The sequence below is a fragment of the Pseudomonas segetis genome (genome assembly GCF_900188155.1).
Classification (GTDB): domain Bacteria; phylum Pseudomonadota; class Gammaproteobacteria; order Pseudomonadales; family Pseudomonadaceae; genus Aquipseudomonas; species Aquipseudomonas segetis.
Map to the genome: position 1 here is coordinate 426,818 of NZ_FZOG01000003.1, position 23,980 is coordinate 450,797.

Annotated in this window: 21 protein-coding genes and 1 pseudogene; 17 read left to right on the forward strand and 5 right to left on the reverse strand. The window is 58.2% G+C overall.

Annotated elements, in window-relative coordinates; all coding sequences use genetic code 11:
- Positions 1 to 92: 92 nt before the first annotated feature.
- From CHB79_RS13185 to CHB79_RS13220, 9 genes and pseudogenes are all read left to right on the forward strand, one after another.
- Positions 93 to 1,196, forward strand: coding sequence for a sensor histidine kinase (locus CHB79_RS13185; protein ID WP_425439599.1), 1,104 nt, complete (start codon positions 93 to 95; stop codon positions 1,194 to 1,196).
- Positions 1,193 to 1,939, forward strand: a complete 747-nt coding sequence (locus CHB79_RS13190) for a LytR/AlgR family response regulator transcription factor (RefSeq protein ID WP_010489309.1) — start codon at positions 1,193 to 1,195, stop codon at positions 1,937 to 1,939. The genes CHB79_RS13185 and CHB79_RS13190 overlap by 4 nt, the downstream gene beginning before the upstream one ends.
- 96 nt (positions 1,940 to 2,035) lie before the next feature.
- Complete coding sequence (gene hemC / locus CHB79_RS13195; RefSeq protein ID WP_089360244.1) at positions 2,036 to 2,974, forward strand: hydroxymethylbilane synthase; 939 nt, start codon at positions 2,036 to 2,038, stop codon at positions 2,972 to 2,974.
- Positions 2,975 to 3,015: 41 nt separating this feature from the next.
- Positions 3,016 to 3,696: pseudogene (locus CHB79_RS22205) on the forward strand (uroporphyrinogen-III synthase); the annotation flags it as partial.
- Between the two features lie 63 nt (positions 3,697 to 3,759).
- The gene (locus tag CHB79_RS22210) at positions 3,760 to 4,899 is read left to right on the forward strand and encodes a uroporphyrinogen-III C-methyltransferase (RefSeq protein ID WP_245851483.1); all 1,140 of its coding nucleotides are present in this window, start codon (positions 3,760 to 3,762) and stop codon (positions 4,897 to 4,899) included.
- The gene (locus CHB79_RS13205) at positions 4,896 to 6,143 is read left to right on the forward strand and encodes a heme biosynthesis HemY N-terminal domain-containing protein (protein ID WP_089360246.1); all 1,248 of its coding nucleotides are present in this window, start codon (positions 4,896 to 4,898) and stop codon (positions 6,141 to 6,143) included. The genes CHB79_RS22210 and CHB79_RS13205 overlap by 4 nt, the downstream gene beginning before the upstream one ends.
- Positions 6,144 to 6,317: 174 nt before the next feature.
- On the forward strand, positions 6,318 to 6,809 hold the full coding sequence (locus CHB79_RS13210; protein ID WP_089360247.1) for a disulfide bond formation protein B: 492 nt from the start codon (positions 6,318 to 6,320) through the stop codon (positions 6,807 to 6,809).
- Between the two features lie 321 nt (positions 6,810 to 7,130).
- Positions 7,131 to 7,604 carry an Rsd/AlgQ family anti-sigma factor gene (locus tag CHB79_RS13215; RefSeq protein ID WP_010489318.1) on the forward strand — a complete coding sequence of 158 codons (474 nt, stop codon included), beginning with the start codon at positions 7,131 to 7,133 and terminating at the stop codon, positions 7,602 to 7,604.
- 419 nt (positions 7,605 to 8,023) lie between these two features.
- Positions 8,024 to 9,163 (forward strand): AlgP family protein, encoded by a 1,140-nt coding sequence (locus CHB79_RS13220; protein ID WP_089360248.1) that lies wholly within the window; start codon positions 8,024 to 8,026, stop codon positions 9,161 to 9,163.
- A 4-nt stretch (positions 9,164 to 9,167) separates the two neighbouring features.
- On the opposite strand, the gene CHB79_RS13225 is transcribed toward CHB79_RS13220, so the two are convergent.
- On the reverse strand, positions 9,168 to 9,632 hold the full coding sequence (locus CHB79_RS13225; RefSeq protein WP_010489322.1) for a TIGR02444 family protein: 465 nt from the start codon (positions 9,630 to 9,632) through the stop codon (positions 9,168 to 9,170).
- Positions 9,633 to 9,682: 50 nt separating this feature from the next.
- Between CHB79_RS13225 and CHB79_RS13230 the strand changes: the two genes are divergently transcribed.
- From CHB79_RS13230 to CHB79_RS13250, 5 genes are all read left to right on the forward strand, one after another.
- On the forward strand, positions 9,683 to 11,599 hold the full coding sequence (locus CHB79_RS13230) for an ATP-binding cassette domain-containing protein (protein WP_089360249.1): 1,917 nt from the start codon (positions 9,683 to 9,685) through the stop codon (positions 11,597 to 11,599).
- A gap of 157 nt (positions 11,600 to 11,756) precedes the next feature.
- Positions 11,757 to 12,389: a homoserine/homoserine lactone efflux protein gene (gene rhtB / locus CHB79_RS13235; protein WP_010489327.1), complete on the forward strand. Its 633-nt coding sequence runs from the start codon at positions 11,757 to 11,759 to the stop codon at positions 12,387 to 12,389.
- A gap of 80 nt (positions 12,390 to 12,469) precedes the next feature.
- Complete coding sequence (locus CHB79_RS13240) at positions 12,470 to 12,808, forward strand: enhanced serine sensitivity protein SseB C-terminal domain-containing protein (protein ID WP_010489329.1); 339 nt, start codon at positions 12,470 to 12,472, stop codon at positions 12,806 to 12,808.
- A gap of 238 nt (positions 12,809 to 13,046) precedes the next feature.
- Positions 13,047 to 14,948 (forward strand): cytochrome c/FTR1 family iron permease, encoded by a 1,902-nt coding sequence (locus tag CHB79_RS13245; protein ID WP_089360250.1) that lies wholly within the window; start codon positions 13,047 to 13,049, stop codon positions 14,946 to 14,948.
- Between the two features lie 51 nt (positions 14,949 to 14,999).
- Positions 15,000 to 15,455: a YaiI/YqxD family protein gene (locus tag CHB79_RS13250; RefSeq protein ID WP_010489333.1), complete on the forward strand. Its 456-nt coding sequence runs from the start codon at positions 15,000 to 15,002 to the stop codon at positions 15,453 to 15,455.
- Between the two features lie 30 nt (positions 15,456 to 15,485).
- Here CHB79_RS13250 and CHB79_RS13255 read toward each other — a convergent pair whose 3' ends face one another.
- Positions 15,486 to 15,956: a thioesterase family protein gene (locus tag CHB79_RS13255; protein ID WP_010489336.1), complete on the reverse strand. Its 471-nt coding sequence runs from the start codon at positions 15,954 to 15,956 to the stop codon at positions 15,486 to 15,488.
- Between the two features lie 116 nt (positions 15,957 to 16,072).
- Positions 16,073 to 16,732 carry an isoprenoid biosynthesis glyoxalase ElbB gene (gene elbB, locus CHB79_RS13260; RefSeq protein ID WP_010489339.1) on the reverse strand — a complete coding sequence of 220 codons (660 nt, stop codon included), beginning with the start codon at positions 16,730 to 16,732 and terminating at the stop codon, positions 16,073 to 16,075.
- Between the two features lie 337 nt (positions 16,733 to 17,069).
- Here elbB and CHB79_RS13265 point away from each other — a divergent pair, with 337 nt between their 5' ends.
- The gene (locus CHB79_RS13265) at positions 17,070 to 18,305 is read left to right on the forward strand and encodes a sterol desaturase family protein (RefSeq protein ID WP_089360251.1); all 1,236 of its coding nucleotides are present in this window, start codon (positions 17,070 to 17,072) and stop codon (positions 18,303 to 18,305) included.
- Between the two features lie 15 nt (positions 18,306 to 18,320).
- Here the strand turns inward: CHB79_RS13265 and CHB79_RS13270 are convergent, their stop codons facing one another.
- Positions 18,321 to 18,917, reverse strand: a complete 597-nt coding sequence (locus CHB79_RS13270; protein WP_010489343.1) for a DedA family protein — start codon at positions 18,915 to 18,917, stop codon at positions 18,321 to 18,323.
- Positions 18,918 to 19,175: 258 nt separating this feature from the next.
- Between CHB79_RS13270 and hemB the strand changes: the two genes are divergently transcribed.
- Together hemB and ppk1 are read left to right on the forward strand one after the other, a co-directional pair.
- A complete protein-coding gene (hemB, locus tag CHB79_RS13275) occupies positions 19,176 to 20,189 on the forward strand; it encodes a porphobilinogen synthase (RefSeq protein WP_089360252.1) in 1,014 nt (337 codons plus the stop codon).
- Positions 20,190 to 20,206: 17 nt separating this feature from the next.
- Entirely contained in the window at positions 20,207 to 22,411 is a 2,205-nt protein-coding gene (gene ppk1, locus CHB79_RS13280) for a polyphosphate kinase 1 (protein ID WP_089360253.1), read from the forward strand.
- Here the strand turns inward: ppk1 and ppx are convergent.
- Positions 22,398 to 23,900: an exopolyphosphatase gene (gene ppx / locus CHB79_RS13285; protein ID WP_089360372.1), complete on the reverse strand. Its 1,503-nt coding sequence runs from the start codon at positions 23,898 to 23,900 to the stop codon at positions 22,398 to 22,400. The two genes, ppk1 and ppx, sit on opposite strands and share 14 nt — an antisense overlap.
- Positions 23,901 to 23,980 lie beyond the last annotated feature (80 nt).

Here is a 23,980-nt window from a genome sequence, read left to right on the forward strand (position 1 = left end):
CCGACAATGTCGCACCGGTCACATTTCATGAGGCTGCCCGGCTGTTCACGGCACTATTTCAACCGTATGGGGCTTGCCCACTTGCCGAGTCCATGCGGCACACGGAAACTGCGTCGATGCGAAATAAACCATTTAAAACACAAGAAAAACGGGCGCCGGTTGATGACTTCTTCGTGCCCGAGCTTTGTCAGCCGGAAGCCCTGCTGAGCATGGTCTTGCTCGCAGAACTGCTGGTGCTGGTGCTGGTGCTGGCCGAGCCGATGTTGCCAGGTTTCAATTGGGTGCGTTTGGCGCTTACATCCTTGTTCGTGCAGTGGATAGTGTTGCTTTCGGCGGCGCTGCTATGTCGCTTGCGCCCGCTGATGGCGCGCTGGCGTGCCGAGGTGGCCGGGTTGTTTTGCTGCGCCATCGTGGTTGCTTTAACTATGATTTGTACCCTGGTCGCCGATTTTTATGACCTTGGCGGGCAGTTGCCTCGTGCCGGAGAGGTCAATCTTTACCTGCGACATGCATTAATCAGCATGATTATGTCGGCACTGCTGCTACGCTATTTTTATCTGCAGAGCCAATGGCGCAGGCAAGAGCAAGCGGAGCTGCGGGCGCGGATCGAGTCATTGCAAGCGCGTATCCGGCCACACTTCCTGTTCAACAGCTTGAACAGTATTGCCAGTTTGGTGGCTATTGACCCGAACAAGGCCGAGCAGGCGGTGCTGGATTTATCTGACTTGTTTCGCGCCAGCCTGGCCAAGCCCGGCAGCCTGGTGACCTGGAGTGATGAGCTGGCGCTGGCGCAACGATATTTATCGATTGAACACTATCGCCTCGGCGAGCGTCTACAGTTGCAGTGGGAGGTTGCAGATGTACCTGAGGATCTACCGATTCCTCAATTGACCCTGCAGCCACTTTTGGAGAACGCCCTGATTTACGGTATCCAGCCCTTGGTGCAGGGCGGCTTGGTTCGCGTCGAGGCACATTACCTCGAAGGAGTGTTTCAACTGACTGTGAGCAATCCCTATGTTGAGCAAGACATGCCTCCGTCACGCGGGACTCATCTCGCCCTGGAGAATATCGATGCACGTCTTGCGGCACTTTTTGGGTCTAACGCCAGTCTCAGCGTGGAGCGCCGTGACGGCCGCCATTACACCCGTCTACGCTATCCTTGTGCGAGACTCACGCAGGAAGCCAGAGCAATATGAATGTTCTTATCGTCGATGACGAACCCCTAGCTCGAGAGCGCCTAAGCCGAATGGTCGGCGAGCTCGATGGTTATCGTGTCCTTGAGCCAGCTGCGAGCAATGGCGAAGAGGCACTGAGCCTGATAGACAGCCTTAAGCCTGATGTCGTGCTGCTGGATATCCGCATGCCTGGTCTGGATGGATTACAGGTCGCGGCCAAGTTGTGCGAGCGTGAAGCGCCGCCTGCGGTCATTTTCTGCACCGCCCACGATGAGTTTGCCGTGGAGGCATTTCAGGTAAGCGCCGTGGGCTATTTGGTCAAGCCCGTGCGCAGTGAGCATCTGGTTGAAGCCCTGAAGAAGGCCGAGCGGCCCAACCGCGTGCAATTGGCCGCGCTTACCCGCCCGGCAGTTGAAAGCGGAGGCGGGCCTCGCTCCCACATCAGCGCGCGCACACGCAAGGGCATTGAACTTATTCCCCTGGACCAGGTGGTTTATTTCATTGCCGATCACAAATACGTGACCCTGCGCCATGAGCACGGCGAGGTGCTGCTCGATGAGCCGCTCAAGGCACTTGAAGACGAGTTCGGTGATCGATTTGTGCGCATTCACCGCAATGCATTGGTTGCGCGTGATCGCATTGAGCGTTTGCAGCGCACACCATTGGGCCACTTTCAATTGTTTCTCAAAGGGCTTGATGGTGATGCCTTGGTCGTTAGCCGGCGGCATGTCGCGGGTGTGCGCAAACTGATGAACAGTCTTTAGTGCGGCCAAGTCATAAGTATTGCTGCATCAGTGCCGGGAGGCTCGCAACGCCGTAGCCTGTTATCATCTGGGGCAGTTCGTATTCTGGAATTGCCCATGTCCCGTGAAATTCGCATCGCCACCCGTAAAAGTGCCCTGGCCCTGTGGCAGGCTGAGCACGTTAAAGCTCGCTTGGAACAAGCCCACCCAGGCCTGGTTGTCAGCCTGGTGCCTATGGTCAGTCGTGGCGACAAGCTGCTGGATGCGCCGCTGGCTAAAATCGGTGGCAAAGGCCTGTTCGTCAAGGAACTTGAAACCGCATTGCTGGAAAACCAGGCCGATATTGCGGTGCACTCGATGAAAGATGTGCCGATGGATTTCCCTGAAGGGCTCGGCCTGTATTGCATTTGTGAGCGTGAAGACCCACGCGATGCCTTCGTCTCCAATACTTTCGACAGCCTCGCGGCATTGCCTGCCGGCAGCATTGTTGGCACCTCCAGCCTGCGTCGTCAGGCGCAATTGCTGGCGCGTCGCCCTGATCTGACCATCAACTTCCTGCGTGGCAACGTCAATACGCGCCTGGCCAAACTCGATGCTGGCGAGTACGACGCAATCATCCTGGCCGCGGCGGGCTTGATCCGTCTCGGTTTCGGTGAGCGAATTCGCGACTCGATCAGTGTCGAGGACAGCCTGCCAGCAGGCGGGCAGGGCGCGGTCGGTATTGAGTGCCGCACAGCCGATGCCGAGATCCAGGCGTTGCTGGAGCCCTTGAATCACCGTGAAACGTCGCTGCGCGTGACGGCTGAGCGGGCCTTGAACAAACGCCTCAATGGCGGGTGCCAGGTGCCAATCGCGTGCTACGCGATTATCGAGGGTAAGCAGCTCTGGCTTCGTGGCCTGGTGGGTCAGCCCGATGGCGGCCTGCTCCTGAGTGCAGAGAGCCGGGCGCCCTTGGCCGATGCCGAGGCGCTTGGTGTCGCCGTCGCTGAAGATCTGCTTGGCCAAGGGGCAGAAGCCATACTCAAGGCTGTATACGGCGAGGCAGGCCACGCGTGAGCCAATGGCGGCTGCTGCTGACTCGCCCGCAGGATGAATGCGTGGCGCTGGCTGCGGCATTGGCCGAGCAGGGTATTCATAGCGACAGTCTGCCGCTGCTCAATATCGTCGAGCTGGATGAAACCGCCGAGCAGCGCGAAACCCTCAGCCAGCTTGAACGCTACTGCGCGGTCATTGTTGTCAGCAAGCCTGCAGCCCGCATCGTGCAGCAGCGGCTTGAACGCTACCAGATAGAGGTTTCGCCAACCCAGCCCTGGTTCAGCGTGGGCGCGGCGACGGGGGAAATCCTGGCCGGGTATGCTGCGGATGCGCACTGGCCCGGCGCGGGCGATGACAGCGAGGCATTGCTTGGCCTGCCCCGGCTCAAGCAGGCTCTGGATGCCGATGCAGCCCCTCGGGTGCTGATTATTCGCGGCGAAGAGGGGCGTGAGTTCCTCGCCGATAGTTTGCGCAGTCAGGGCGTAGTGGTGGATTATCTGGGCTTGTACCGCCGAGAGCTACCGCAATATCCTGCGGGAACCCTGCACACCACTGTGCGCTCCAATCAGCTCAACGCTGTGGTGGTCAGTAGTGGCCAGGGGTTTAAACACTTGCTACAAATGGCGGGTGATCAATGGCCCGCATTAAGCAAGCTAACCTTATTTGTGCCGAGTCTGCGAGTAGCTGAACAAGCACGTGCAGCGGGCGCTGAATCTGTAGTGAACTGTCGCGGTGCAAATGCTGCGGCGTTGTTGGCGGCGTTGCAGGCTGAGTCTGCCCCGCCCTCTGAGACAAAGGATGGATACGTGAGCGAAGCGACTTCCCCGAAAGAGCAGCCTGTGCAGGATGCACCCAAGCCAGTCACTAAAACACCAGCGCCAGAGCAGTCTTCGAACGGTAACGGCCTGGCGATAATCGCCCTTTTACTCGGCGCTGCAGGCGTTGCCATTGGCGGCTGGGGTGTCTGGCAGTTGCGCATGTTGCAGGCAGGTGAGCAGCAGCAGGTGGCGCAACTTGAGCAAACCCAGGCTCAGGCCGCAGTGCTTTCACGACAGGCGAAAAGCCTGGACGATCGTTTGCAGTCGCTACCGCCACCCGATGAGCTGGATGAGCGCCGGCGCCTGGTCTTGCAACTCCAGGGCGACCAGCAACTGCTCAACAAACGGCTTGAGACTGTACTTGGTGCCAGCCGCCAGGAATGGCGCCTGGCCGAGGCCGAGCACTTGTTGCGCCTGGCCAGCCTGCGCCTCTCGGCGCTGCAGGATATCAACAGTGCCACGGCCTTGGTCCGCACCGCGGATGAAATTGTCCGTGACCAGGATGACCCGGCTGCATACGCGGTGCGCGAGCAACTGGCGCAAAGTCTTGAGGCGCTGCTGACCACGCCGAATCCTGACCGCACCGGTTTGTTCTTGCAGCTGGGCGCGCTGCGCGACCAGGGCATGCAGCTCAATGCACTGAATCCATCATTCAAGGATGACGGCGGTGCCCTGGGCCAATTGGCCGAGGAAAACTATGGGGAAGGCTGGTGGGCCAGTCTTTTGGAGACCGCTGGGCAGTACGTTCGCCTGGATTTCCATGCCGACCAGAATATTCGTCCATTGCTGGCTGGCCAGAGCCTTACCCAGGTTCGCCTGGCCTTGAGCCTGGCGCTGGAACAAGCGCAGTGGGCGGCCTTGCACGGCCAGACGGCCGTGTACAAGCAGGCGCTGACGCAGGCAGCCGATGTGCTTGATGGCAACTTCAACAAAGACAACCCAAGCAGCCGTGCCCTGCGCGCACGGGTGGGCGAGTTGATTGACCAGAGCATCGAGGTCAAGGCTCCAGACCTGACTAATTCGATCAATGCCATGCAGGCCTATATCGAGAAAAAGCAGTCGGCTCGTGAACGCCTGAAAAATGTACCGGTTGCAGACAAGCCGGCGGCGGAGGAGGCGACTCAATGAAGCGCGCTTCCCTGTTGATATTTATCCTGCTGGTTGCTGGTGGACTGGCTCTGCTGGGCTACTCGATTGCCGAGCACAAGGGTTACGTATTGCTGGCCTACAAGAGCTTTCGTTACGAATCCAGCTTATGGATATTCCTGGCGCTGATTGTTGCGCTCTGGCTGATTGTCTACCTGTTGCGCCTGCTGCTGCGTCTATTGGTGACCTCTGGCCGGCTGGTGAACCCCTGGTCGCGCCTGCACCGCAATCGACGTGTGCGCCTGGCTTCAGAGCAAGGCTTTGTTGACCTGGTTGAAGGGCGTTGGTCTGCTGCGCTACGCCATTTGCGTAAAGCTGCCGAGGCCGAACCATTGCCCTTGATGTATTACCTTGGTGCTGCCCGTGCGGCTCATGAGCTGGGGCAAAAGGAAGAATGTGACACGCTGTTGGAGCGGGCACTGGAACGTCAGCCGCAGGCGGAGCTTGCCGTGGCGTTGAGCCATGCCGAGTTTCAACAGGGCCGTGGCGAATTTGAGGCCGCGCTGGAAACCTTGCAGGTGATGCATGAGCGTCACCCGAACAACCAGCAAGTGCTTAAGCAGTTGCAGCAGCTCTATGTGCGCAATCAGGATTGGTCGGCATTGCTTGGCATCCTGTCCTCTGTGCGCAAGGAAAAAATGTTGGGCAGTGACGCGCTGGCCGAGCTTGAGTTGAAAGCGTGGCGCGGTCGCCTGGCAGCGGCGGCGACCCCTGGAGAAGGCGGTCATGAAGCTGCACAGGCAAATCTCAACAACGCCTGGAAGCAGCTGTCTTCTGCCCAGCAACAAGAGCCCATGCTGGTTGCAACCTACGCCGAGCAGTTGCGTCAGCTGGGTAATGAGGACGAGGCAGAGGCTATGTTGCGTGCCGCGCTCAAGCGCAGCTATGACAGTCGCTTGGTGCGTTTGTACGGCTTGTTGCGTGGCAGCGATGGTGCGCGTCAGCTGCAAACGGCCGAGAGCTGGCTGAAGGATCACCCAACCGATGCCGACTTGCTTCTCACCTTGGGACGCATCTGCAGACACAACCAGCTGTGGGGCAAGGCGAAGGAATATTTTGAAGCCAGCCTGCGTTTCCAGCGGCACCCGGAAACCTGTGCCGAGCTGGCACGTTTGCTCGCACAACTGGGCGATACGGAACGCAGCAACCAATTGTTCCAGGAAGGGTTGGGCCTGCTCGACCAACGATTCAGCGCCTTGCCTGCGACTGCAGCCGCCAGCAATTAAGCTGGCAAGCCTCAAAGGTCCATGCATCCATGGGCTTTTGAGGCAGAGGCCCTAAGCGACCTGTGGTGGCTATTGGCTGACGGCCAGTTGCGTTATCACGCGCTTTTACCTTGAAACGCCTGGGCGCTTTCTACTACCGTATGCGCCCTTGTCATCATCCTTTTCGGAGCCACCATGCAATTGGCTAGCCCACGCAGTCTATTTTTGCTCGCCTTCCTTGGCTGTGTCGCCTTGATGGGCGGTGCGCTCTATCTTGAGCATGTTGTTGGCCTGGAGCCTTGCCCGCTATGCATCTTGCAGCGGATCGCGGTGATTTTGTTTGGACTGTTTTGCTTGATTGCCGCCATTCATGGCCCAGGACGTATCGGTCGGCGGATATATGCTGCCCTCGCGTTGTTCAGTGCTCTGGTCGGTGCGGGTACGGCTGCGCGTCAGATATGGTTGCAAAGCATTCCGGCTGACCAATTGCCGGCGTGTTTGCCGAGCCTTGAATACATGATGGATGCACTGCCGTTTCAAGAGATTATCCGCGTGGTCTTGCATGGCTCTGCCGACTGCGCCGAGGTCAACTGGACATTGTTTGGCATGAGCATTCCCGAGTGGAGCCTGCTGGCCTTCATTGCCATGATCATTTTTGCCTTGCTGCAATTATTCCGCCGCGTCTAAACCGGATACACCTGGGCCAGGCAAGGATGCCAGCCCCTGGCGGCCTGGCTGATCTCGCACTTCTCTCTGTCCTGGTTGCGCCGGCTGTGGCCTGGTGTGCCCTCAAGCCCTATGCTGCTTGAGCTACAGATTAAACGCCCGTATGAAATTTTCTCGACACAGTGCCTTGATGGCAAATGGCGGGAAGCATACTCTGACTCCACAACAACAGTTGGCACCCGTTTACCAGGGTCCCAGTCGTGTATTGAATAAGCCGATTGTTAGAAAAATGTCTCTAATCGGGCGTATAACAGAGAAACCGATAAGGGGAGTGAGGTCATCATGCTCGATAGTTGTCAGAACGCTCAGGAACGATGGGGTGGTGTTCACCAGTTGATCGATCGTTGGCTCAAGGAACGCGAGGAGTTGGTTCTGGCATATTCTGCTGCCAGCGCACCCACTACTGCCGTGACTACCAATGAACCTGCCGTACAAAAATTCTGTGAGGTTTTGGTCGATTACGTATCGGCAGGCCATTTTGAAGTCTATGAGCAGCTCACCAATGAAGCCAAGGCCTTTGGTGATGAACGAGGTCTTGAGCTGGCCAAGCAGATCTATCCGCGTATTGACTCTATCACCGAGGTTGCGCTGTCGTTTAACGACCGCTGTGACAACGGCGATTGCCGGGATAATGCGTCGTTGGTGGCAGAGCTGAATCAACTGGGTCGATTGCTTCATGAGCGTTTCGAACTCGAAGACTGCTTGATCGAAGTGCTGCATAACGCCCATCAAGAGCAATCGACTGCTGCTGTTTAAGCGCCGGTTGCCAATCAACATTTAGCGTTTTATCGGTGCAAACTGCATCGACAAAGCGCTGTCCTTGTCTGCCCGGCTTGCCTTTGAAGCGCGCGCTTTATGGATGCCTGACTCTTGTCGGGCTAGCCTGGCTTTCCTCATTCTTCTTGACTGAATACAGGCCCTGCATGGGCTTACTGTGCAGGGGCATTTGGCTTTCTGGATTGTGGCGTTGTGATGACTTGAGTCGCGTTGCGGCACGTTCTGTTCAATTGTAGGTCTGAATAATTCAGATCCTGTTATTGGCGGCTCCGGCTTCTTGAATAGTTGGGCAGGGGTGCAAATATTCTCGTCAATACTCCAACAAATGAGCGGATCACTAGCGACTGTGCAGTCAGGCGTCTAGTATGGGCTCATCAACAACCGCCAGGAGGCGAGCCATGTCGGCGAAAAAGAGCGCAAACAAAAAATCGGTTTCGACCCCGTTGCACTTACTCCAGCAACTTTCCGGAAGCTTAATGGAGCTCCTGGAGGATGCTTGCAGCAAAGCCTTGGTTGACGCAGAAAAACTGCTCGCCAAACTCGAAAAGCAACGTGGCAGTGCCCAGGAAAAGCTGCATAAAGCCCGTGGCAAGTTAGAAGATGCCGCCAGTGCGGGTAAGAGCAAGGCACAGAAGAAAGCCAAAGCCAGCGTGACTGAGCTTGAAGAGCTGCTTGATGCGTTGAAAGAGCGCCAGACGGAAACCCGCGGCTATATCGTCAAGCTCAAGCGTGATGCCCAGGAGAGCCTGAAGTTGGCCCAAGGTGTTGCCAAGGTCAAAGAGGCGGCCAGCAAAGCTATTGCCAGCCGTGATGCAAAACCTGTCATGGTCAAGGCCGCGCCAGCCAAGCCAGCGGCTAAACCCGCTGCGCGCAAGCCGGCAGCCAAGCCCGCTGCATCTCGTGCTGCGGCCAAGCCAGCGGCTAAAACCACAGCAGCCAGGCCTGCAGCCCGCAAGCCTGCAGTGACCAAAGCCGCCGCTGCCAAGGCCCCGGCTAAAGCGACCGCAGCAAAACCTGCGGCCAAGCCAGCGCCTGCGCGTGCAGCCGCAGCCAAACCGGCAACTAAAACCACCGCCGCAAAACCTGCTGCGCGCAAGCCGGCTGCGAAACCAGTGGCGAGCAAAACTGCAGCAGCCAAGGCGCCTGCAAAAGCCCCGGCGGCCAAACCTGCTGCCAAGCCAGCAGCACGTTCAACACCAGCAGCTAAGCCGGCTGCATCCGCAAAGCCAGCGCCTAAAGCATCCGCCGCCAAGCCGACGGCTAAACCTGCTGCGCGCAAACCGGCAACGGCCAAGCCTGCGGCGACTAAAACGCCGGCCGCCAAAGCCCCAGCCGCGAAGCCCGCTGCAGCAAAACCGGCTGCCCGTAAGCCGGTGGCGCGCAAGCCTGCAGCCAAGCCCGCTGCCAAGCCTGCCACGCCAACTGCAACCGGTGCATCAGCGCCAACACCGACTGGTGCCACATCGACAGCTTCCGCTGCCACAAAACCTGCTGCCAGCGTGGCTACTCCGGCTGCAAAACCTGCAACCGAGTCTTAAGCGCTTAGCGATACAGGGCCGCGATGCGCAGTTGTTCCAGCGCATCGCGGCCTGTTTCATTGAGCACGGGGGCCATGCCCTGCAGCCAGGCCGTCAAGGTTTCTTCGGCGCCATCGGGCCAACCTGCCATCAATGCAGCTAAACGTTGCAATTGTATTCTTTCCGCCTCGACTTCCAGGCGCTTGACCTGTTCCCGTAACAGCGCCAGCTCACTGTCGTTGTTCGCCGCAGCACGCCAATCCATGCGCACTTGTCGCAAGGCGGTGACCACGCCATGTTGCCAGGGCCGCGCGAGCAAACGCATTTTTTCCGCATGGTCGGGGTTGTAGGCCACTCCACGCCTGCCCAGCCAGGCAGCGCAAAGCAACAGGCACACATCGCTGCCCAGTCCTTGCAAGGTCAGGCAAGCCTGTTCGACTTCGGGGCGCTGATAAAAGCCTTCGGCGAATCGCCACAGATCAGAGGACATAGTGCTTTCCGGGATTGTCGCGAAGGACTCTGATAGACTCCGCCGCCATTATGATTCGACTCTTGAACCTTACATTACAACGCGGCCCTGAACGTTTGCTAGAAGACGCTGAGATGACCCTGCACGCCGGTCACAAAGCCGGTCTGATCGGTGCCAATGGTGCCGGCAAATCCAGCCTGTTTGCCCTGTTGCGTGGCGAGCTTAGCGCCGATGCCGGTGACTGCCTGTTGCCGGCCGACTGGCGTATCGCCCACATGCGCCAGGAGGTTGATGTCCTTGAGCGCATCGCGGTCGATTATGTCCTCGACGGTGACGTACATCTGCGCCAGGTGCAAGCCGAATTGGCCAAGGCTGAGGCCGAGCATGATGGCGCGGCAGTTGCCCGCCTGCATACTGCGCTCGATAGCCTCGATGGTTATACCGCCGAGGCCCGCGCGCGCAAACTGCTTGCCGGGCTGGGCTTTGACAACGCGCAGATGGACCGTCAGGTCGGCGACTTTTCCGGTGGCTGGCGTATGCGCTTGAATCTGGCGCAGGCGCTGATGTGCCCCTCCGACTTGTTGCTGCTCGATGAGCCAACCAACCACCTTGACCTCGATGCGATCCTCTGGCTCGAGGGCTGGTTGAAAAGCTATCCGGGCACCATGCTGCTGATTTCTCACGACCGTGACTTTCTCGATGCGGTGGTGGATCACGTTGTGCATCTCGATCAGCAAAAGCTGACGCTGTATCGCGGTGGATATTCGGCGTTCGAGCGCACCCGTGCCGAGCGCCTGGCCCAGCAGCAACAAGCGTTCGAGAAGCAGCAGGCGCAACGTGCGCACATGGAAAAGTACATTGCGCGCTTCAAGGCGCAGGCCACCAAGGCGCGCCAGGCGCAGAGCCGAATCAAGGCGCTTGAACGGCTTGAGGAGTTGGCTCCGGCGCATGTCGACTCACCTTTTGACTTCAGTTTCCGTGAAGCCGAAAAGATTTCCAGCCCGCTGCTGGATCTCGATAATGCAGTGCTCGGCTACGGGCAAACCGTGATCCTGGAGAAGATCAAGCTCAACCTTGCACCCGGTGCGCGCATTGGCCTGCTAGGACCCAACGGTGCAGGTAAGTCGACCCTGATCAAAAATCTCGCCAATCAATTGCAGCCTATCTCGGGGCATATGCAGCGTGGCGAGAACCTGGTGGTCGGCTACTTCGCCCAGCACCAACTGGATGCGCTGGACGATAAAGCCAGCCCGCTTTTGCATTTCCAGCGCCTGGCGCCTACCGAGCGCGAACAAAGCCTGCGCGACTTCCTCGGCGGTTTCGATTTCAGGGGGCCGCGTTGCGATGAGCCGGTGAAGAACTTTTCCGGCGGTGAAAAGGCGCGCCTGGCCTTGGCGCTGATCGCGTGGGGCAGGCCCAACTTGCTCCTGCTCGATGAGCCCACCAACCACCTCGACCTGGAAATGCGCCTGGCGCTGACCATGGCCTTGCAAGAGTTTTCCGGCGCCGTGGTCGTGGTCTCGCACGACCGGCATTTGCTGAAAAGCACCACCGATGAGTTCCTGTTGGTGGCCGACGGTGGCATGCGCGTATTCGACGGCGACCTGGAAGACTACAGCCGTTGGCTGGTCGATTACCGTGCTCGCCAAGCGCCAGCGACGACCACGCGCACTGACGCGGGGGCTGATCGAACCGACAAGCGTGCCCAGCGCCAGGCCGCAGCTGCACTGCGCCAGCAGTTGGCACCGCACAAGCGCGAAGCGGACTCATTGGAAAAGCAACTAGGCCAGTTGCACGACAAGCTTGCGCAGGTTGAAGGCAAGCTCGGCGATGCGGCGATATATGACGCAGCCCGAAAAGACGAGTTGCGCGATTTGCTGGCCGAGCAAGCAAGGTTGAAGGTCCAGGAGGCGGATCTTGAAGAGCGCTGGATGGAAGCCCTGGAAACATTGGAGTCGTTGCAGAAGCAACTTGAAGACGCCAGCTGAGCCTGAGGTTTACAAGGGTTCATCTTGATAATTTACCGCTGCGCCGACTTGATCGAGTGACTGACAGGGCTTTACGATCATCGTCTGGCTGGGCGGTTTCCAAGGAAAGGGATAGGCTATCGGTCATCCCTTTTTATCTGTGTGTGGAGACATGGCAATGGCACTGGAAACCTGGCTGGCTTTTTTTGTGGCGTGCTGGATTATCAGTCTTTCTCCGGGTGCCGGTGCCATCGCCTCGATGTCGGCAGGCCTGCAATACGGTTTTTGGCGTGGTTACTGGAATGCACTGGGCTTGCAGATCGGCTTGGCCCTGCAGATCGCTATAGTTGCAGCTGGGGTTGGAGCCATTCTTGCGACTTCCGCCCTGGCGTTCAGCCTGATCAAGTGGTTTGGCGTGCTGTACCTGGTATACCTTGCATATCGGCAGTGGCGAGCATTGCCGAGCGATCTGAGTGCCGAGTCTTCCGAGCGTCCGATTGGCCGTCCACTGAGCTTGGTCTTGCGTGGTTTCCTGGTTAATTTCAGCAACCCCAAGGCCATAGTCTTCATGCTTGCCGTGTTGCCACAGTTCCTGAACCCGCACCAGCCTCTACTTGGTCAATACCTGGTGATGGGCGTGACCATGATCTGTGTCGACCTGATCGTCATGGCGGGCTACACCGGGTTGGCCTCCAGGGTCCTGCGCATGCTGCGTTCGCCTCGCCAACAACGGCTTATGAATCGTAGTTTCGCGGTGCTTTTCGTGGGGGCCGCTGGCTTGTTGGCAACGGTTCGTCGCGCAGCAGTTTGATATGGTACGATCGTGCGTAAATGATGGGGCCTAATCGCTCCTGAAGGCTTTGGTCTTTACTTCTTTTACTGAGTAACAGCATGTCGTCGACATTGGTTCAGCCCGATTGCTCTGCAGAAAAACCGCGTCCAATTGTTGTTGCATTAAGCTTGCCCCCGTTGGAAAAAGCATTGGTTCCGGTCTGTGCAGAACTGGCGATCACCGAGGCTTATTTCGCTGCATTGCGCCAGCCGGGCGATGCCCAGGCGCCACGCTTGTTGTTGGCCATCAGCGGTGCAGAAGTTGCCAGGCAGCGGCGCTTGGCCGCAGCAGTGGCCGAGATGTTGCCGGATGATGTCGAGCTGGATCTGATTGAACTGGCGGACGATGAGTTTTCCGAGACCTTGCGAAAATCCTGCACCCCATTCTATAGCCGCTGACTCAGCACTCGTCCAAGACGTGGCGTTGCACGTCTCGGCCTGCCCTCGATAACGCCCATGTAGGCTTGCCGCGCCTAGCTCAGGCGCGCTGCAGCCGTTGTCCTGGTCGCGCAGCACGCAGCACAGCCGATGGTTTGCGACAAATAGTCACCCACCAACAGGCATTCACCGGTTGAGGAAGGTGCTGGCTAGGTCGACAATATAACGACATACATTCGTATTCGATATTGAGTCCCATATGCACGTTCAACGTCGTATTTTGAGTTGGCTATTGTTGCCATTGATGGCGCTTTGCAGCCTGTCGGTCGTGGCCGAGCCTGTCGACGGGGCTGCCCAAGCCCTGCACATGCTGGGGTATCTAGGGGCGGACTACCCAGCCACAGTTGCCAATGGCGAAGTTGTTGACGCGGGGGAATACCGTGAGCAACTGGAATTTCTTGGCGTGCTTCAGGGCTTGATCCAGGCGTTGCCCGCCAATGACAGCCGCGAGCAACTTGAGGCGGGTGTCGCCAGCTTGCGCAAAAAGGTTGAACAGCGTGACGAAGGCGCTGTTGTGTCGCTGCAAGCGCGGCAACTGGCAGCCTTGTTGGCAAGCGCCTATGAGGTGAGCCAGGCGCCATCGATTACGCCCGATCCGGCACGCGGCGAGCCTCTGTACGCACAGAACTGTTCAGTGTGTCACGGTGCTACAGGTGCTGGCGATGGCCCGGCCGGGGTTGGTCTTGAGCCGCCACCGGCAAACCTGCGTAACGCGGCACGTCTTGATCACCTGAGTCTGTATGACATCTACAACACCATTGGCTTGGGGGTAGAGGGTACCGACATGGTGGGATTTGCAGATCAGCTCGATGATCGCCAGCGCTGGGACCTGGCCAGCTATATCGCCAGCTTTACCGCAGACACATCGCTCAAGGGGGATTCGTTTGGGATCGCCAGCCTGGCTGCGCAAACCCCTGCTGAAATCGAATCAGCCAAGGGCAAGGACGCTGCTGCCTTGTTCCGTGCACAGCGTGCTGCGCCTGCGATTGAGCAGCGCGGGGCGGCGCAGTTGATCGCCCATACCGCGCAAACCCTGGAAAAAAGCCTCAAAGCCTATCGCGATGGTGATCAGGAACAGGCCTATGACCTTTCCGTAGGCGCCTACCTCGAAGGCTTCGAGCTGGTCGAGAGTGCCCTGGACAATATTGATTCTGGGCAGCGCAAGACGACCGAGCGTTCGCTGATGGCCTATCGTCAGGCGCTGCAGGACAACCTGTCCGTAGGTCAGGCGGCGCAGCGTCTCGAACAAGCCAAGGTTGAGCTGGACAAGTCCGCGGCATTGCTCGATAGCGACCATGGCATGTCGGCCTCGCTGACCTTTATCTCCAGCTTGCTCATCTTGCTGCGTGAAGGCCTCGAGGCCATCTTGGTGCTGGCCGCGATCCTGGCATTCTTGCGCAATACCGGCCAGGAAAAAACCGTGCGTAGCGTTCACCTCGGCTGGGGGTTGGCGATCCTGGCGGGTATCGGTACCTGGGCCTTGGCGGCCTACTTGATTGATGTCAGTGGCGCGCAGCGTGAGTTGCTCGAAGGTGCGACGGCGCTGTTCGCCAGTGTCATGGTGCTGTGGTTGGGAGTGTGGATGCATGATCGTCGGCATGCCGCTGCGTGGCAGAACTACATCAGCAGTAGCCTGGTTAGCGGCGGTGGCCGTTTCGGTTTTGCCTTGCTGGCGTTTTTCTCGGTTTACCGCGAGTTGTTTGAAGTGATTCTGTTCTACGAAACCCTGTGGCTGCAGGCCGGCCCGGAAGGCCACAACATGGTCTTTGCCGGGGCCGGTGTTGCCCTGGTGCTGCTGTTGGGAGTGGCCTGGATCATCCTGCGCGGCTCACGCAAACTGCCGTTGGCGACCTTCTTCACCCTCAATGCGATACTGCTGTGCGTGCTTTCTGTGGTATTTGCTGGTCATGGTGTTGCCGCCTTGCAGGAAGCCGGTGTGTTGGGTACGCGTCCAGTCAGTTTCTTCGAGTTTGATTGGCTGGGTATCCATCCAGACGCCTATAGCCTCGGTGCGCAAGCATTTGCGCTGATTGCGATCGTTGTGCTCTACGGTCGCAGCTGGTTGGCTGAGCGTCAGCGTGCAGCGCTTGGTACTAAGTAGCGAAACCTGGCTTGCGATTGTGCTCGCCGCTAACCCAACAGGACGCCCGGCATGACCCGTGTATGGATAGATGCAGATGCCTGCCCGCGCGCCGCGCGCGACCAAGTCGTCAAGTTTGCCTTGAAGCGCGGTTTCGAGCTGGTGTTGGTTGCCGGGCAAGCGCAGCCGCGACCGAACTTTGCCTGTGTGCGCCTGATCGTGGTGCCAAGTGGTCCGGATGCGGCGGATGATTACCTGGTGGAGCATGCCGTGCCCGGCGAGCTGGTGATCTGCAGCGATGTGCCCCTGGCCGATCGACTGGTCAAGAAAGGCGTCGCTGCACTCGACCCGCGCGGCAAGGAGTTTGACGAGCGCAACATGGGCGAGCGCCTGGCGGTGCGTAATCTGTTCACCGACCTGCGTGAGCAAGGCCAGGTGGGCGGCGGGCAGGGGGCTTATTCGGATAAGGACCGCCAGCAGTTCGCCAATAGCCTCGATCGTATCCTGACGCGTTTAGCTCGTACCTGAATAATCTGGGCTGCCGTGGTCGAATCAGGTTCATCCACAGAGATAGGTGCCGGTGCCGACCGCAATCAAGGTGCCGTCATCGCTGTGCAGTTCACTGCGCACTACGGCGACCTTGTTACCGGAGCGCAGTAGCACCGCGCTGGCGACAAAGCGCTGGCCACGTCCCGGGCGAAGATAGTCAACCCGCAAGTCGATGGTTCCCAGTTTGGAAAGGCGATTCATTCGCTCGCTGCTTGAAAGGTGCTGATGCCGTTCAAAGGCGCCAATCAGGGCCATTGCGCCACCAGCGACATCCAGGACTGAAGAAATAACGCCGCCATGCAGGATGCCGTGGATGAAATTGCCTATCAGTTCATCCTTCATGGCAAAACTCATGAGCACCTGCTCTGGCGCAAGTTGATCAACCTCAATGCCAATTACATTGTTGAAGGGAATGCGCTGGAAAAAGCTTCTGACCGCTTGCTGCAGTTCATCGGTCATTTCAAAGGTGGGTTCGGGCATTGGCGGCTCACGTAGGCGAATATATCGCTTACGCTGCCGCACTATCGATGCGCTGGCTAGAGGCTCGGCGGGTGTGCGGTGACTATTGGCACAAAAGGCCTGCGCTGTTTGGAGCTTCAGGCCTGGGCCATCTCCAACACCCGATCTACCAGCTTGTAGATGCCGGAGGCGGCTTCGCTGATCGATTGGGCAAGCATGTAGGCTGGCGTTGTCACCAGCTTGCGCGTGGAGTCCTCAAACACCTCACTGACCTCGCATTCGTGATGTATGGCGCCCATGGCTGTCAGCGCGCTGGCGGTGTCCGGGTCGTTGCCTATGGTGCAGTTGACACCTTCGCCGAAAAAACGCGCAGCCATGGCCGGGGCAATACACATCAGGCCGATGGGTTTTTTCGCCGCGACAAAGCTTTGCACGGCCTTCAATACATCGGGTTGTACCTTGCAGTTGGCACCGGCAATGGCAAAGTCAGACAGGTTTTTCGCCGCGCCAAAACCACCAGGAATGATCAGGGCGTCGAAGTTGTCAGCGCTGAGTTCATGGACATTCTTGACTTCGCCACGGGCAATGCGCGCCGACTCAACCAGCACGTTACGGGTTTCACTGGTTTCGTCCCCCGTCAGGTGATCAACCACATGCAGTTGCGGGATGTCCGGGGCGAAGCACTGAACCTGCGCGCCGCGTTGGTCGAGCCGCAACAAGGTGATTACGCTTTCATGGATTTCCGCGCCGTCATACACGCCGCACCCGGAAAGAATCACTGCTACTTTTTTATTCATTGAGTACTCCTAATTGCGCTATGCCGGCAGGCACCATGGACGTTGTGTCTCAATGTGGGCCGGCGCCCCAAGGATTGATATTGATTGTATGGCGGGTGTTGCGGTGCCAGGCAAGCGCACTTGCTAGCTTTGACTCTGGTTCAGCCCAATTGTTGCATTTGGCCATGCCCGTCTCAATCAGCTCAATTGCCTATCTGCAAGTGTCCTGGCGCGGTTTGCCTGGCGTCATCCGCCACTGAATTTGGCTTGTTCGGCCGCGAACCAGGGACGTGCCTGGACTATGCTTTAACTTGCTTTGAGCGTAGCGCCAGAATAACCATAACGATACGGCTGAGATATGAATTACATCCTCTATGCAGTGCCATTCTTCTTTGTGCTGATCGCCCTTGAGCTATTGGCGGATAAATGGCGAGGCGTCAGGACCTATAACCTGTCTGATTCGATCAACAGCATGAGCGCTGGAGTGCTGTCGACCACGGTTGGCTTGGTGACCAAGGTGGTTGGGCTGCTCACCTACACCCTTGCCTGGGAGCATTTTGGCCAGCTTGAACTGGCGGCGGACAGCCTTTGGGTGTGGCTGTTTGCCTTTGTGATGTATGACTTTTGCTACTACTGGAACCATCGCCTGGGTCATGAGCGCAGCGTGCTCTGGGCTGCACATTCGGTGCATCACCAGAGCGAGGAGTACAACCTCACCACCGCTTTGCGCCAGACCAGCACGGGATTTATCTTCGGCTGGATCTTCTACCTGCCAATGGCGCTGGTCGGGGTGCCGCCAATGGTGTTCCTGGCGGTGGCTTCGCTGAATCTGCTTTATCAGTTCTGGGTGCACACGCGGCACATCCCCAAGCTGGGCTGGTTCGAGTGGGTTTTTATCACGCCATCCAACCACCGGGTCCACCACGCGCAAAACCAGATCTACATGGACCGTAACTACGGCGGGGTATTTATCCTCTGGGACCGTTTGTTTGGTTCATTCCAGGAGGAGCTCGACGAGCATCCAGTGATATTTGGGGTGACCACGCCGCTGGCCAGTTGGAATCCATTGTGGGCCAATTTGCAGGTGTATGCGGCGCTGTGGCAAGACGCCAAGCGCACTTCATCCCCTTGGGACAAGCTACGCATATGGTTTATGCGCACTGGCTGGCGCCCGGCCGATGTGGCCGCCGCATACCCGCAAGCCAAGCCTGACCTGAGCCAGTTTGTGAAGTTCGATGTGCCGCTGAGCCTTTATCGCAAGGTCTATGCCGTACTGCAATTTAGCCTTTACGTGCTCGGTGGTAGTTACCTCATGGCCAATGCCGGGCAACTGAGTGTGGCGGCGCTACTGGCTGGGTGCCTCTGGGTTGGCTTTGGCCTTTATTGCATTGGCATGTGGCTGGAGAACCGTGACTGGGCGACGCGCATTGAACTGCTGAGGCTGGTGCTCAATCTGCCACTGCTATGGTTGGCGGACTTGCAAGGTATGGTCCATATGAATGGCCTGGCCTGGCTGCTCCTGGCGGTCTACAGCGCCATGAGTTGTGTGGCACTGGTGGCTGAGCGGCGGGGCAATCAACCGGTCGCGGCTTGAATTGAGTGCTGTGGATCAGTTGTTTGAATGATCTTCGCCAGTGACTTGGGCCTGTGCTGGCTTATTGCGTGCCTTGCGCAGTCGGTACAACCACAGGCCCAAGCCGAGCACGGCGAGAGTTCCCAACACATAGAACTCATAGCGGCGCAGATCGCCGAGCACCGACTGCAACGCACTGCCCAGGTGATATGCCGCGTAGCTGATGCCTATGGACCAGACCGCGACGGCAATGCTGTCCAGCAATAGATAGCGTCGCCATGAGTAACCGGTCATGCCAATGGCGATCGGCATGACCATGCGCATGCCATAGATGAAGCGAAAACACAAAACCCACAGATCTGTGTTGCGTCGTAAATGATGCAGGGCTTTGTCGCCCGCTGCCTGCCAGCTGGGTTTCTTTGCCAGAATCCGGCGACCGTGCCGACGGCCGAGGAAGTACCACCATTGGTCAGTCGCCAAGGTGCCGCAGAACGCAAAAAACGCCACCCACTCAATCTTCAGGTAGCCTTGCAGGGCAAAATACGCGCCGAGCAGTACCGTGGCCTCGCCTTCGACAAAGGTGCCCAGAACCAGCGCGAGATAACCGAATTGATGGAGCAGGTTTTCAAACATCCAGGTGCCTCAGGCATGAAGCCGTATAGATTACTCCTTCCATTGACCCTGTGCTCGACGGCGCGTTGCTGGAGGGTCACAATAATCCGCTTGATTGATGGCCGGGACCTGCCAAGCCCGGTTTGACAGGCTCGATACCGCTGCCGTGTCGCCAAGTGCGACGCGCAGTCGCAGCTCGCTGAAGACTGTCATTAATTGGTCATAATGTTCGTTTATAACTGTCACACTCGCCCGTTGCTACGGGCTATGGAGTCTGTCGTGAGCTTTACCCCTGCCAATCGTCTGTTTCCCGCCACACGCCTGCGCCGTAACCGTCGTGATGAATTTTCCAGACGTCTGGTTCGCGAGAATCGCCTGAGTGTTGATGACCTGATTCTGCCGGTATTTGTGCTCGATGGTGACAATCGCCGCGAAGCCATTCCATCCATGCCGGGTGTCGAGCGCCTGAGTATCGATCTGCTGCTGCAAGAGGCGCAGAAGTGGGTTGAACTGGGCATCCCGGCGCTGGCCTTGTTTCCGGTCACTGCGGTTGAGAAGAAAACCCTCGATGGCTGCGAGGCCTGGAATCCGGATGGTATTGCCCAGCGCGCCATTCGCGCATTGCGTGAGCGCTTCCCGGAGCTGGGGGTGATCAGCGATGTGGCCCTGGACCCGTTCACCACCCATGGCCAGGACGGTATCCTCGATGCAGACGGCTATGTGCAAAACGACATTACCGTCGATGCCCTGGTCAAGCAGGCGTTGTCGCACGCTGAGGCCGGCGCCCAGGTTGTGGCGCCTTCGGACATGATGGACGGTCGTATCCAGGCGATCCGTGAAGCGCTGGAGCTGGCCGATCACACCAATGTGCGGATCATGGCTTACTCGGCCAAGTACGCCAGCGCTTATTACGGCCCGTTCCGCGATGCCGTCGGCTCAGCGGCAAACTTGGGCAAAGGCAGCAAGAACACCTACCAGATGGACCCCGCCAACGGCGATGAAGCCCTGCACGAAGTGGCGGCTGACCTGGCTGAAGGCGCGGACATGGTCATGGTCAAGCCCGGCATGCCATACCTCGACATCGTCTGGCGCGTCAAACAGGAGTTCAAAGTGCCGACCTTCGCCTACCAGGTCAGTGGCGAGTACGCCATGCACATGGCAGCCATCCAGAATGGCTGGCTCAGCGAAGCGGTCATCCTGGAGTCGCTGACCGGCTTCAAACGTGCAGGTGCCGACGGTATCCTGACTTACTTTGCCGTGCGTGCGGCCGAACTGCTAAAACAAGGGCAATAGTCCCCAGGAACCCCGTAATGAACACCGAAGGATTGACTGAATTGCAAACCGAAGCGCCAGCGGCTCAAACGCCGGTAGAAGTTGTTGAGACGCCACCTGCGGCTGTTGTTGCAGAGGCCCATCCAGCTCCGCCAATGGTGGTGCCGAGCCTGGATGACAGCAGCCTGTACATCCATCGCGAGCTGTCGCAGCTGCAATTCAATATCCGTGTGCTTGAGCAGGCGCTGGATGAGTCATACCCATTGCTGGAGCGCCTGAAGTTCCTGCTGATTTTCTCCAGCAATCTGGATGAATTCTTCGAGATTCGTGTTGCGGGCCTGAAAAAACAGATCACTTTTGCCCGTGAGCAGGCGGCTGCCGATGGCTTGCAGCCGCATCAAGCCTTGGCACGTATTTCTGAGCTGGTGCATGAGCAAGTCACGCGCCAGTACAGCATTTTGAATGAAACGCTGTTGCCGGCACTGGAAAAGCACAATGTACGCTTTATCCGTCGTCGGCACTGGAACACCAAGATCAAGGCCTGGGTACGGCGCTATTTCCGCGATGAAATTGCGCCGATTATTACCCCGATCGGGCTCGATCCCACGCACCCCTTTCCGTTGTTGGTCAACAAGAGCCTGAACTTTATCGTCGAGCTTGAAGGCGTTGATGCCTTCGGTCGCGACTCGGGTCTGGCGATTATTCCTGCCCCACGCTTGCTGCCACGCATTATCCGCGTGCCGGAAGAAGTGGGCGGCGCGGGCGATAACTACGTGTTTCTGTCCTCGATGATCCACGCCCATGCCGATGACTTGTTCGTGGGCATGAAGGTCAAGGGTTGCTATCAGTTCCGTCTCACCCGTAACGCTGACCTGTCGGTGGATACCGAGGATGTCGAAGACCTGGCGCGCGCCTTGCGCGGCGAGTTGTTCTCGCGTCGTTATGGTGATGCGGTGCGCCTTGAGGTGGTCGATACCTGCCCGAAAAACCTCAGCGACTATTTGCTCAAGCAGTTCGGCCTGGCCGAGAGCGAGTTGTACCGTGTCGGCGGCCCGGTAAACCTGACGCGACTGTTCAGCGTCACTGGCCTGGAAAGCCATCCGGAGCTGCAATACACGCCCTTTACCCCGGTTATTCCCAAGTTGCTGCAAAACAGCGACAACATCTTCAGCGTTATCAGCAAGCAAGATATTTTGCTCTTGCATCCGTTCGAGTCGTTTACACCTGTGGTCGATCTGCTGCGCCAGGCCGCCAAGGACCCGCACGTTCTGGCGATCAAGCAAACCCTGTATCGCTCGGGGGCCAACTCGGAAATCGTCGATGCCCTGGTTGAAGCGGCGCGTAACGGTAAGGAGGTGACTGCGGTCATCGAGCTGCGCGCACGCTTTGATGAGGAGTCCAACCTGCAACTGGCGAGTCGCTTGCAGGCTGCGGGCGCTGTGGTTATCTACGGCGTTGTCGGATTCAAGACGCACGCCAAGATGATGCTGATCCTGCGCCGTGAAAGTGGCGATATCGTGCGCTATGCGCATATGGGGACAGGTAACTACCACGCCGGCAATGCCCGTCTCTATACCGATTACAGCCTGCTGACGGCCGACGTAGCCCTGTGTGAAGACGTCTCGAAAATGTTCAGCCAGTTGATCGGCATGGGTAAAACCCTGCGCATGAAGAAGTTGCTGCATGCGCCCTTTACCCTGAAAAAAACCTTGCTCGACATGATCGCCAAAGAGACCTTGCTGGCCACTGAAGGCAAGCCTGCGCACATCATGGCCAAGTTCAACTCACTGACTGATCCGAAGATTATTCGTGCCCTGTACAAAGCCAGTCAGAGCGGGGTCAAGATTGATCTGGTGGTGCGCGGCATGTGCTGCCTGCGTCCGGGTATTCCGGGTGTGTCGCACAACATCCAGGTACGCTCGATTATCGGGCGCTTCCTTGAGCACACGCGGGTGTTCTACTTCCTCAATGAGGGCGAAGAGAAAATCTACCTGTCGAGTGCCGACTGGATGGAGCGCAACCTCGATAAGCGCGTGGAAACAGCGTTCCCGGTCGAGGGCAAGAAGCTGATCATGCGGGTCAAGAAAGAGCTGGAGATGTACCTCAGCGACAATACCCACAGCTGGGTACTGCAGCCTGACGGCCGCTACCTGCAAAGCAGCCCCACTGGCAACCAGAACCCACGCAGTGCGCAGGCCGGGTTGCTTGAGAAGCTGACAGTACCGCTGGTTAGCGCACGCTGAGCTCAATGCCGACGCGCTTGAGCCATTCGGCTTCCTGGGTGAAGTCAGCCTGAGTCAAGGGGTTGGCTTCAAGCCAGCCATCGGGGAAGCGGTATTCAAGGCTCTGCCCGGAGGCGTTTAGCTCCACCTTGGGCATTTCCTGGGTGCTGCGGATGTGGTGGAACAAGATCGCGAAGCGCAGCAGTATGCACAGGCGAATCAGCTTGACGCCTTCTTTGCCGAACTCAGCGAGTTTGTCCTTGGGAATGTTGCGTCTGTGGCCGCGTACCAGCAAAGCCAGCATTTGCTGGTCGATGCGGGAGAAACCGGCCAGGTCCGAATGCTCGACCAGGTAGGCGCCATGCTTGTGGTACTGATAGTGGGCAATGTCCAGGCCCAGCTCGTGGACGCGTGCGGCCCAGCAGAGTAACTCCTTGTGCCAATCCTCTTTTAGCGACCAGGCCTTTTCAACCTGGCTCAACGCCTCAAGGGCCTTGGACTCGACACGGGCGGCTTGCTCAAGGTCGACGTGATAGCGTTCCATCAGTGCGCTCAGGGTGCGCTCGCGGACATCTTCATGCTGATGGCGGCCGAGCAGGTCATAGAGCACGCCTTCACGCAATGCACCCTCTGAATGCGTCATGCGGCTCAATTCGCAAGCATCGAAGATGGCTTCCATTATTGCCAGGCCAGCCGGGAAGATGCCGCGACGATCCACCTTGATCCCATCGAGATCAAGCTTGTCAACGTCGCCAAGCTTGAGCACCTTGCGCTTGAGCCAGGCCAGCCCTTCGCTGTTGACTTCGCCCTTGCCCAGGCCCGCTGCCTGGATAGTCAAGCCAATTGCCTTGATAGTGCCAGAGGCGCCTACGGCCTCCTCCCAGCCGATGCGGCGCAGGGAGTGCTCGATCCCCATCAACTCAAGGCGAGCAGCTGTATAAGCCTGGGCATAACGCGCCTGGCTAATCTTGCCGTCCTTGAAGAAGCGCTGGGTATAACTCACGCAGCCCATCTGCAGGCTTTCTCGCAGCAGCGGTTCAAAGCGTTTGCCGATGATGAATTCAGTGCTGCCGCCACCAATGTCGGCAACCAGGCGCTTGCCAGGTGTGTCGGCGATGCTGTGCGACACGCCAAGGTAGATCAACCGGGCTTCTTCGCGCCCGGAAATAACCTCAACCGGATGGCCCAGTACCTCTTCGGCGCGTTGGATAAATTCTGCGCTATTGCGTGCTTCGCGCAGGGCATTGGTGCCAACGATGCGCACCGCTCCCTGGGGCAGGCTTGCGGTGAGTTGGGCAAAGCGTCGCAGGCAATCGATACCACGCTGCATGGCCTCGTCATTGAGGATGCGTTCTTCGTTGATTCCCGCGGCAAGTTGCACCTTGTCGCCAAGGCGCTCAAGGATACGAATCTCGCCATGATCGGCTTTGGCTAACACCATATGGAAGCTGTTTGAGCCAAGGTCGATAGCGGCAATCAATGGGAATGACTCGTTAGCGTTTTCTGGCATGGCATGTGAGGTCTCGATGCTTAACTTGGTCATCGTGCCACGATCAATCGGTCACGCCAACGACTAGCAGCCAGCAACAA

What these genes read in the sequence shown, in the direction of transcription:
- CHB79_RS13185 (WP_425439599.1), top strand. Translation starts at nt 93, where the DNA reads ATGCGGCACACGGAAACTGCGTCGATGCGAAATAAACCATTTAAAACA.
- CHB79_RS13190 (WP_010489309.1), top strand. Translation starts at nt 1,193, where the DNA reads ATGAATGTTCTTATCGTCGATGACGAACCCCTAGCTCGAGAGCGCCTA.
- hemC (WP_089360244.1), top strand. Translation starts at nt 2,036, where the DNA reads ATGTCCCGTGAAATTCGCATCGCCACCCGTAAAAGTGCCCTGGCCCTG.
- CHB79_RS13205 (WP_089360246.1), top strand. Translation starts at nt 4,896, where the DNA reads ATGAAGCGCGCTTCCCTGTTGATATTTATCCTGCTGGTTGCTGGTGGA.
- CHB79_RS13210 (WP_089360247.1), top strand. Translation starts at nt 6,318, where the DNA reads ATGCAATTGGCTAGCCCACGCAGTCTATTTTTGCTCGCCTTCCTTGGC.
- CHB79_RS13215 (WP_010489318.1), top strand. Translation starts at nt 7,131, where the DNA reads ATGCTCGATAGTTGTCAGAACGCTCAGGAACGATGGGGTGGTGTTCAC.
- CHB79_RS13220 (WP_089360248.1), top strand. Translation starts at nt 8,024, where the DNA reads ATGTCGGCGAAAAAGAGCGCAAACAAAAAATCGGTTTCGACCCCGTTG.
- CHB79_RS13225 (WP_010489322.1), bottom strand. Translation starts at nt 9,632, where the DNA reads ATGTCCTCTGATCTGTGGCGATTCGCCGAAGGCTTTTATCAGCGCCCC.
- CHB79_RS13230 (WP_089360249.1), top strand. Translation starts at nt 9,683, where the DNA reads ATGATTCGACTCTTGAACCTTACATTACAACGCGGCCCTGAACGTTTG.
- rhtB (WP_010489327.1), top strand. Translation starts at nt 11,757, where the DNA reads ATGGCACTGGAAACCTGGCTGGCTTTTTTTGTGGCGTGCTGGATTATC.
- CHB79_RS13240 (WP_010489329.1), top strand. Translation starts at nt 12,470, where the DNA reads ATGTCGTCGACATTGGTTCAGCCCGATTGCTCTGCAGAAAAACCGCGT.
- CHB79_RS13245 (WP_089360250.1), top strand. Translation starts at nt 13,047, where the DNA reads ATGCACGTTCAACGTCGTATTTTGAGTTGGCTATTGTTGCCATTGATG.
- CHB79_RS13250 (WP_010489333.1), top strand. Translation starts at nt 15,000, where the DNA reads ATGACCCGTGTATGGATAGATGCAGATGCCTGCCCGCGCGCCGCGCGC.
- CHB79_RS13255 (WP_010489336.1), bottom strand. Translation starts at nt 15,956, where the DNA reads ATGCCCGAACCCACCTTTGAAATGACCGATGAACTGCAGCAAGCGGTC.
- elbB (WP_010489339.1), bottom strand. Translation starts at nt 16,732, where the DNA reads ATGAATAAAAAAGTAGCAGTGATTCTTTCCGGGTGCGGCGTGTATGAC.
- CHB79_RS13265 (WP_089360251.1), top strand. Translation starts at nt 17,070, where the DNA reads ATGAATTACATCCTCTATGCAGTGCCATTCTTCTTTGTGCTGATCGCC.
- CHB79_RS13270 (WP_010489343.1), bottom strand. Translation starts at nt 18,917, where the DNA reads ATGTTTGAAAACCTGCTCCATCAATTCGGTTATCTCGCGCTGGTTCTG.
- ppk1 (WP_089360253.1), top strand. Translation starts at nt 20,207, where the DNA reads ATGAACACCGAAGGATTGACTGAATTGCAAACCGAAGCGCCAGCGGCT.
- ppx (WP_089360372.1), bottom strand. Translation starts at nt 23,900, where the DNA reads ATGCCAGAAAACGCTAACGAGTCATTCCCATTGATTGCCGCTATCGAC.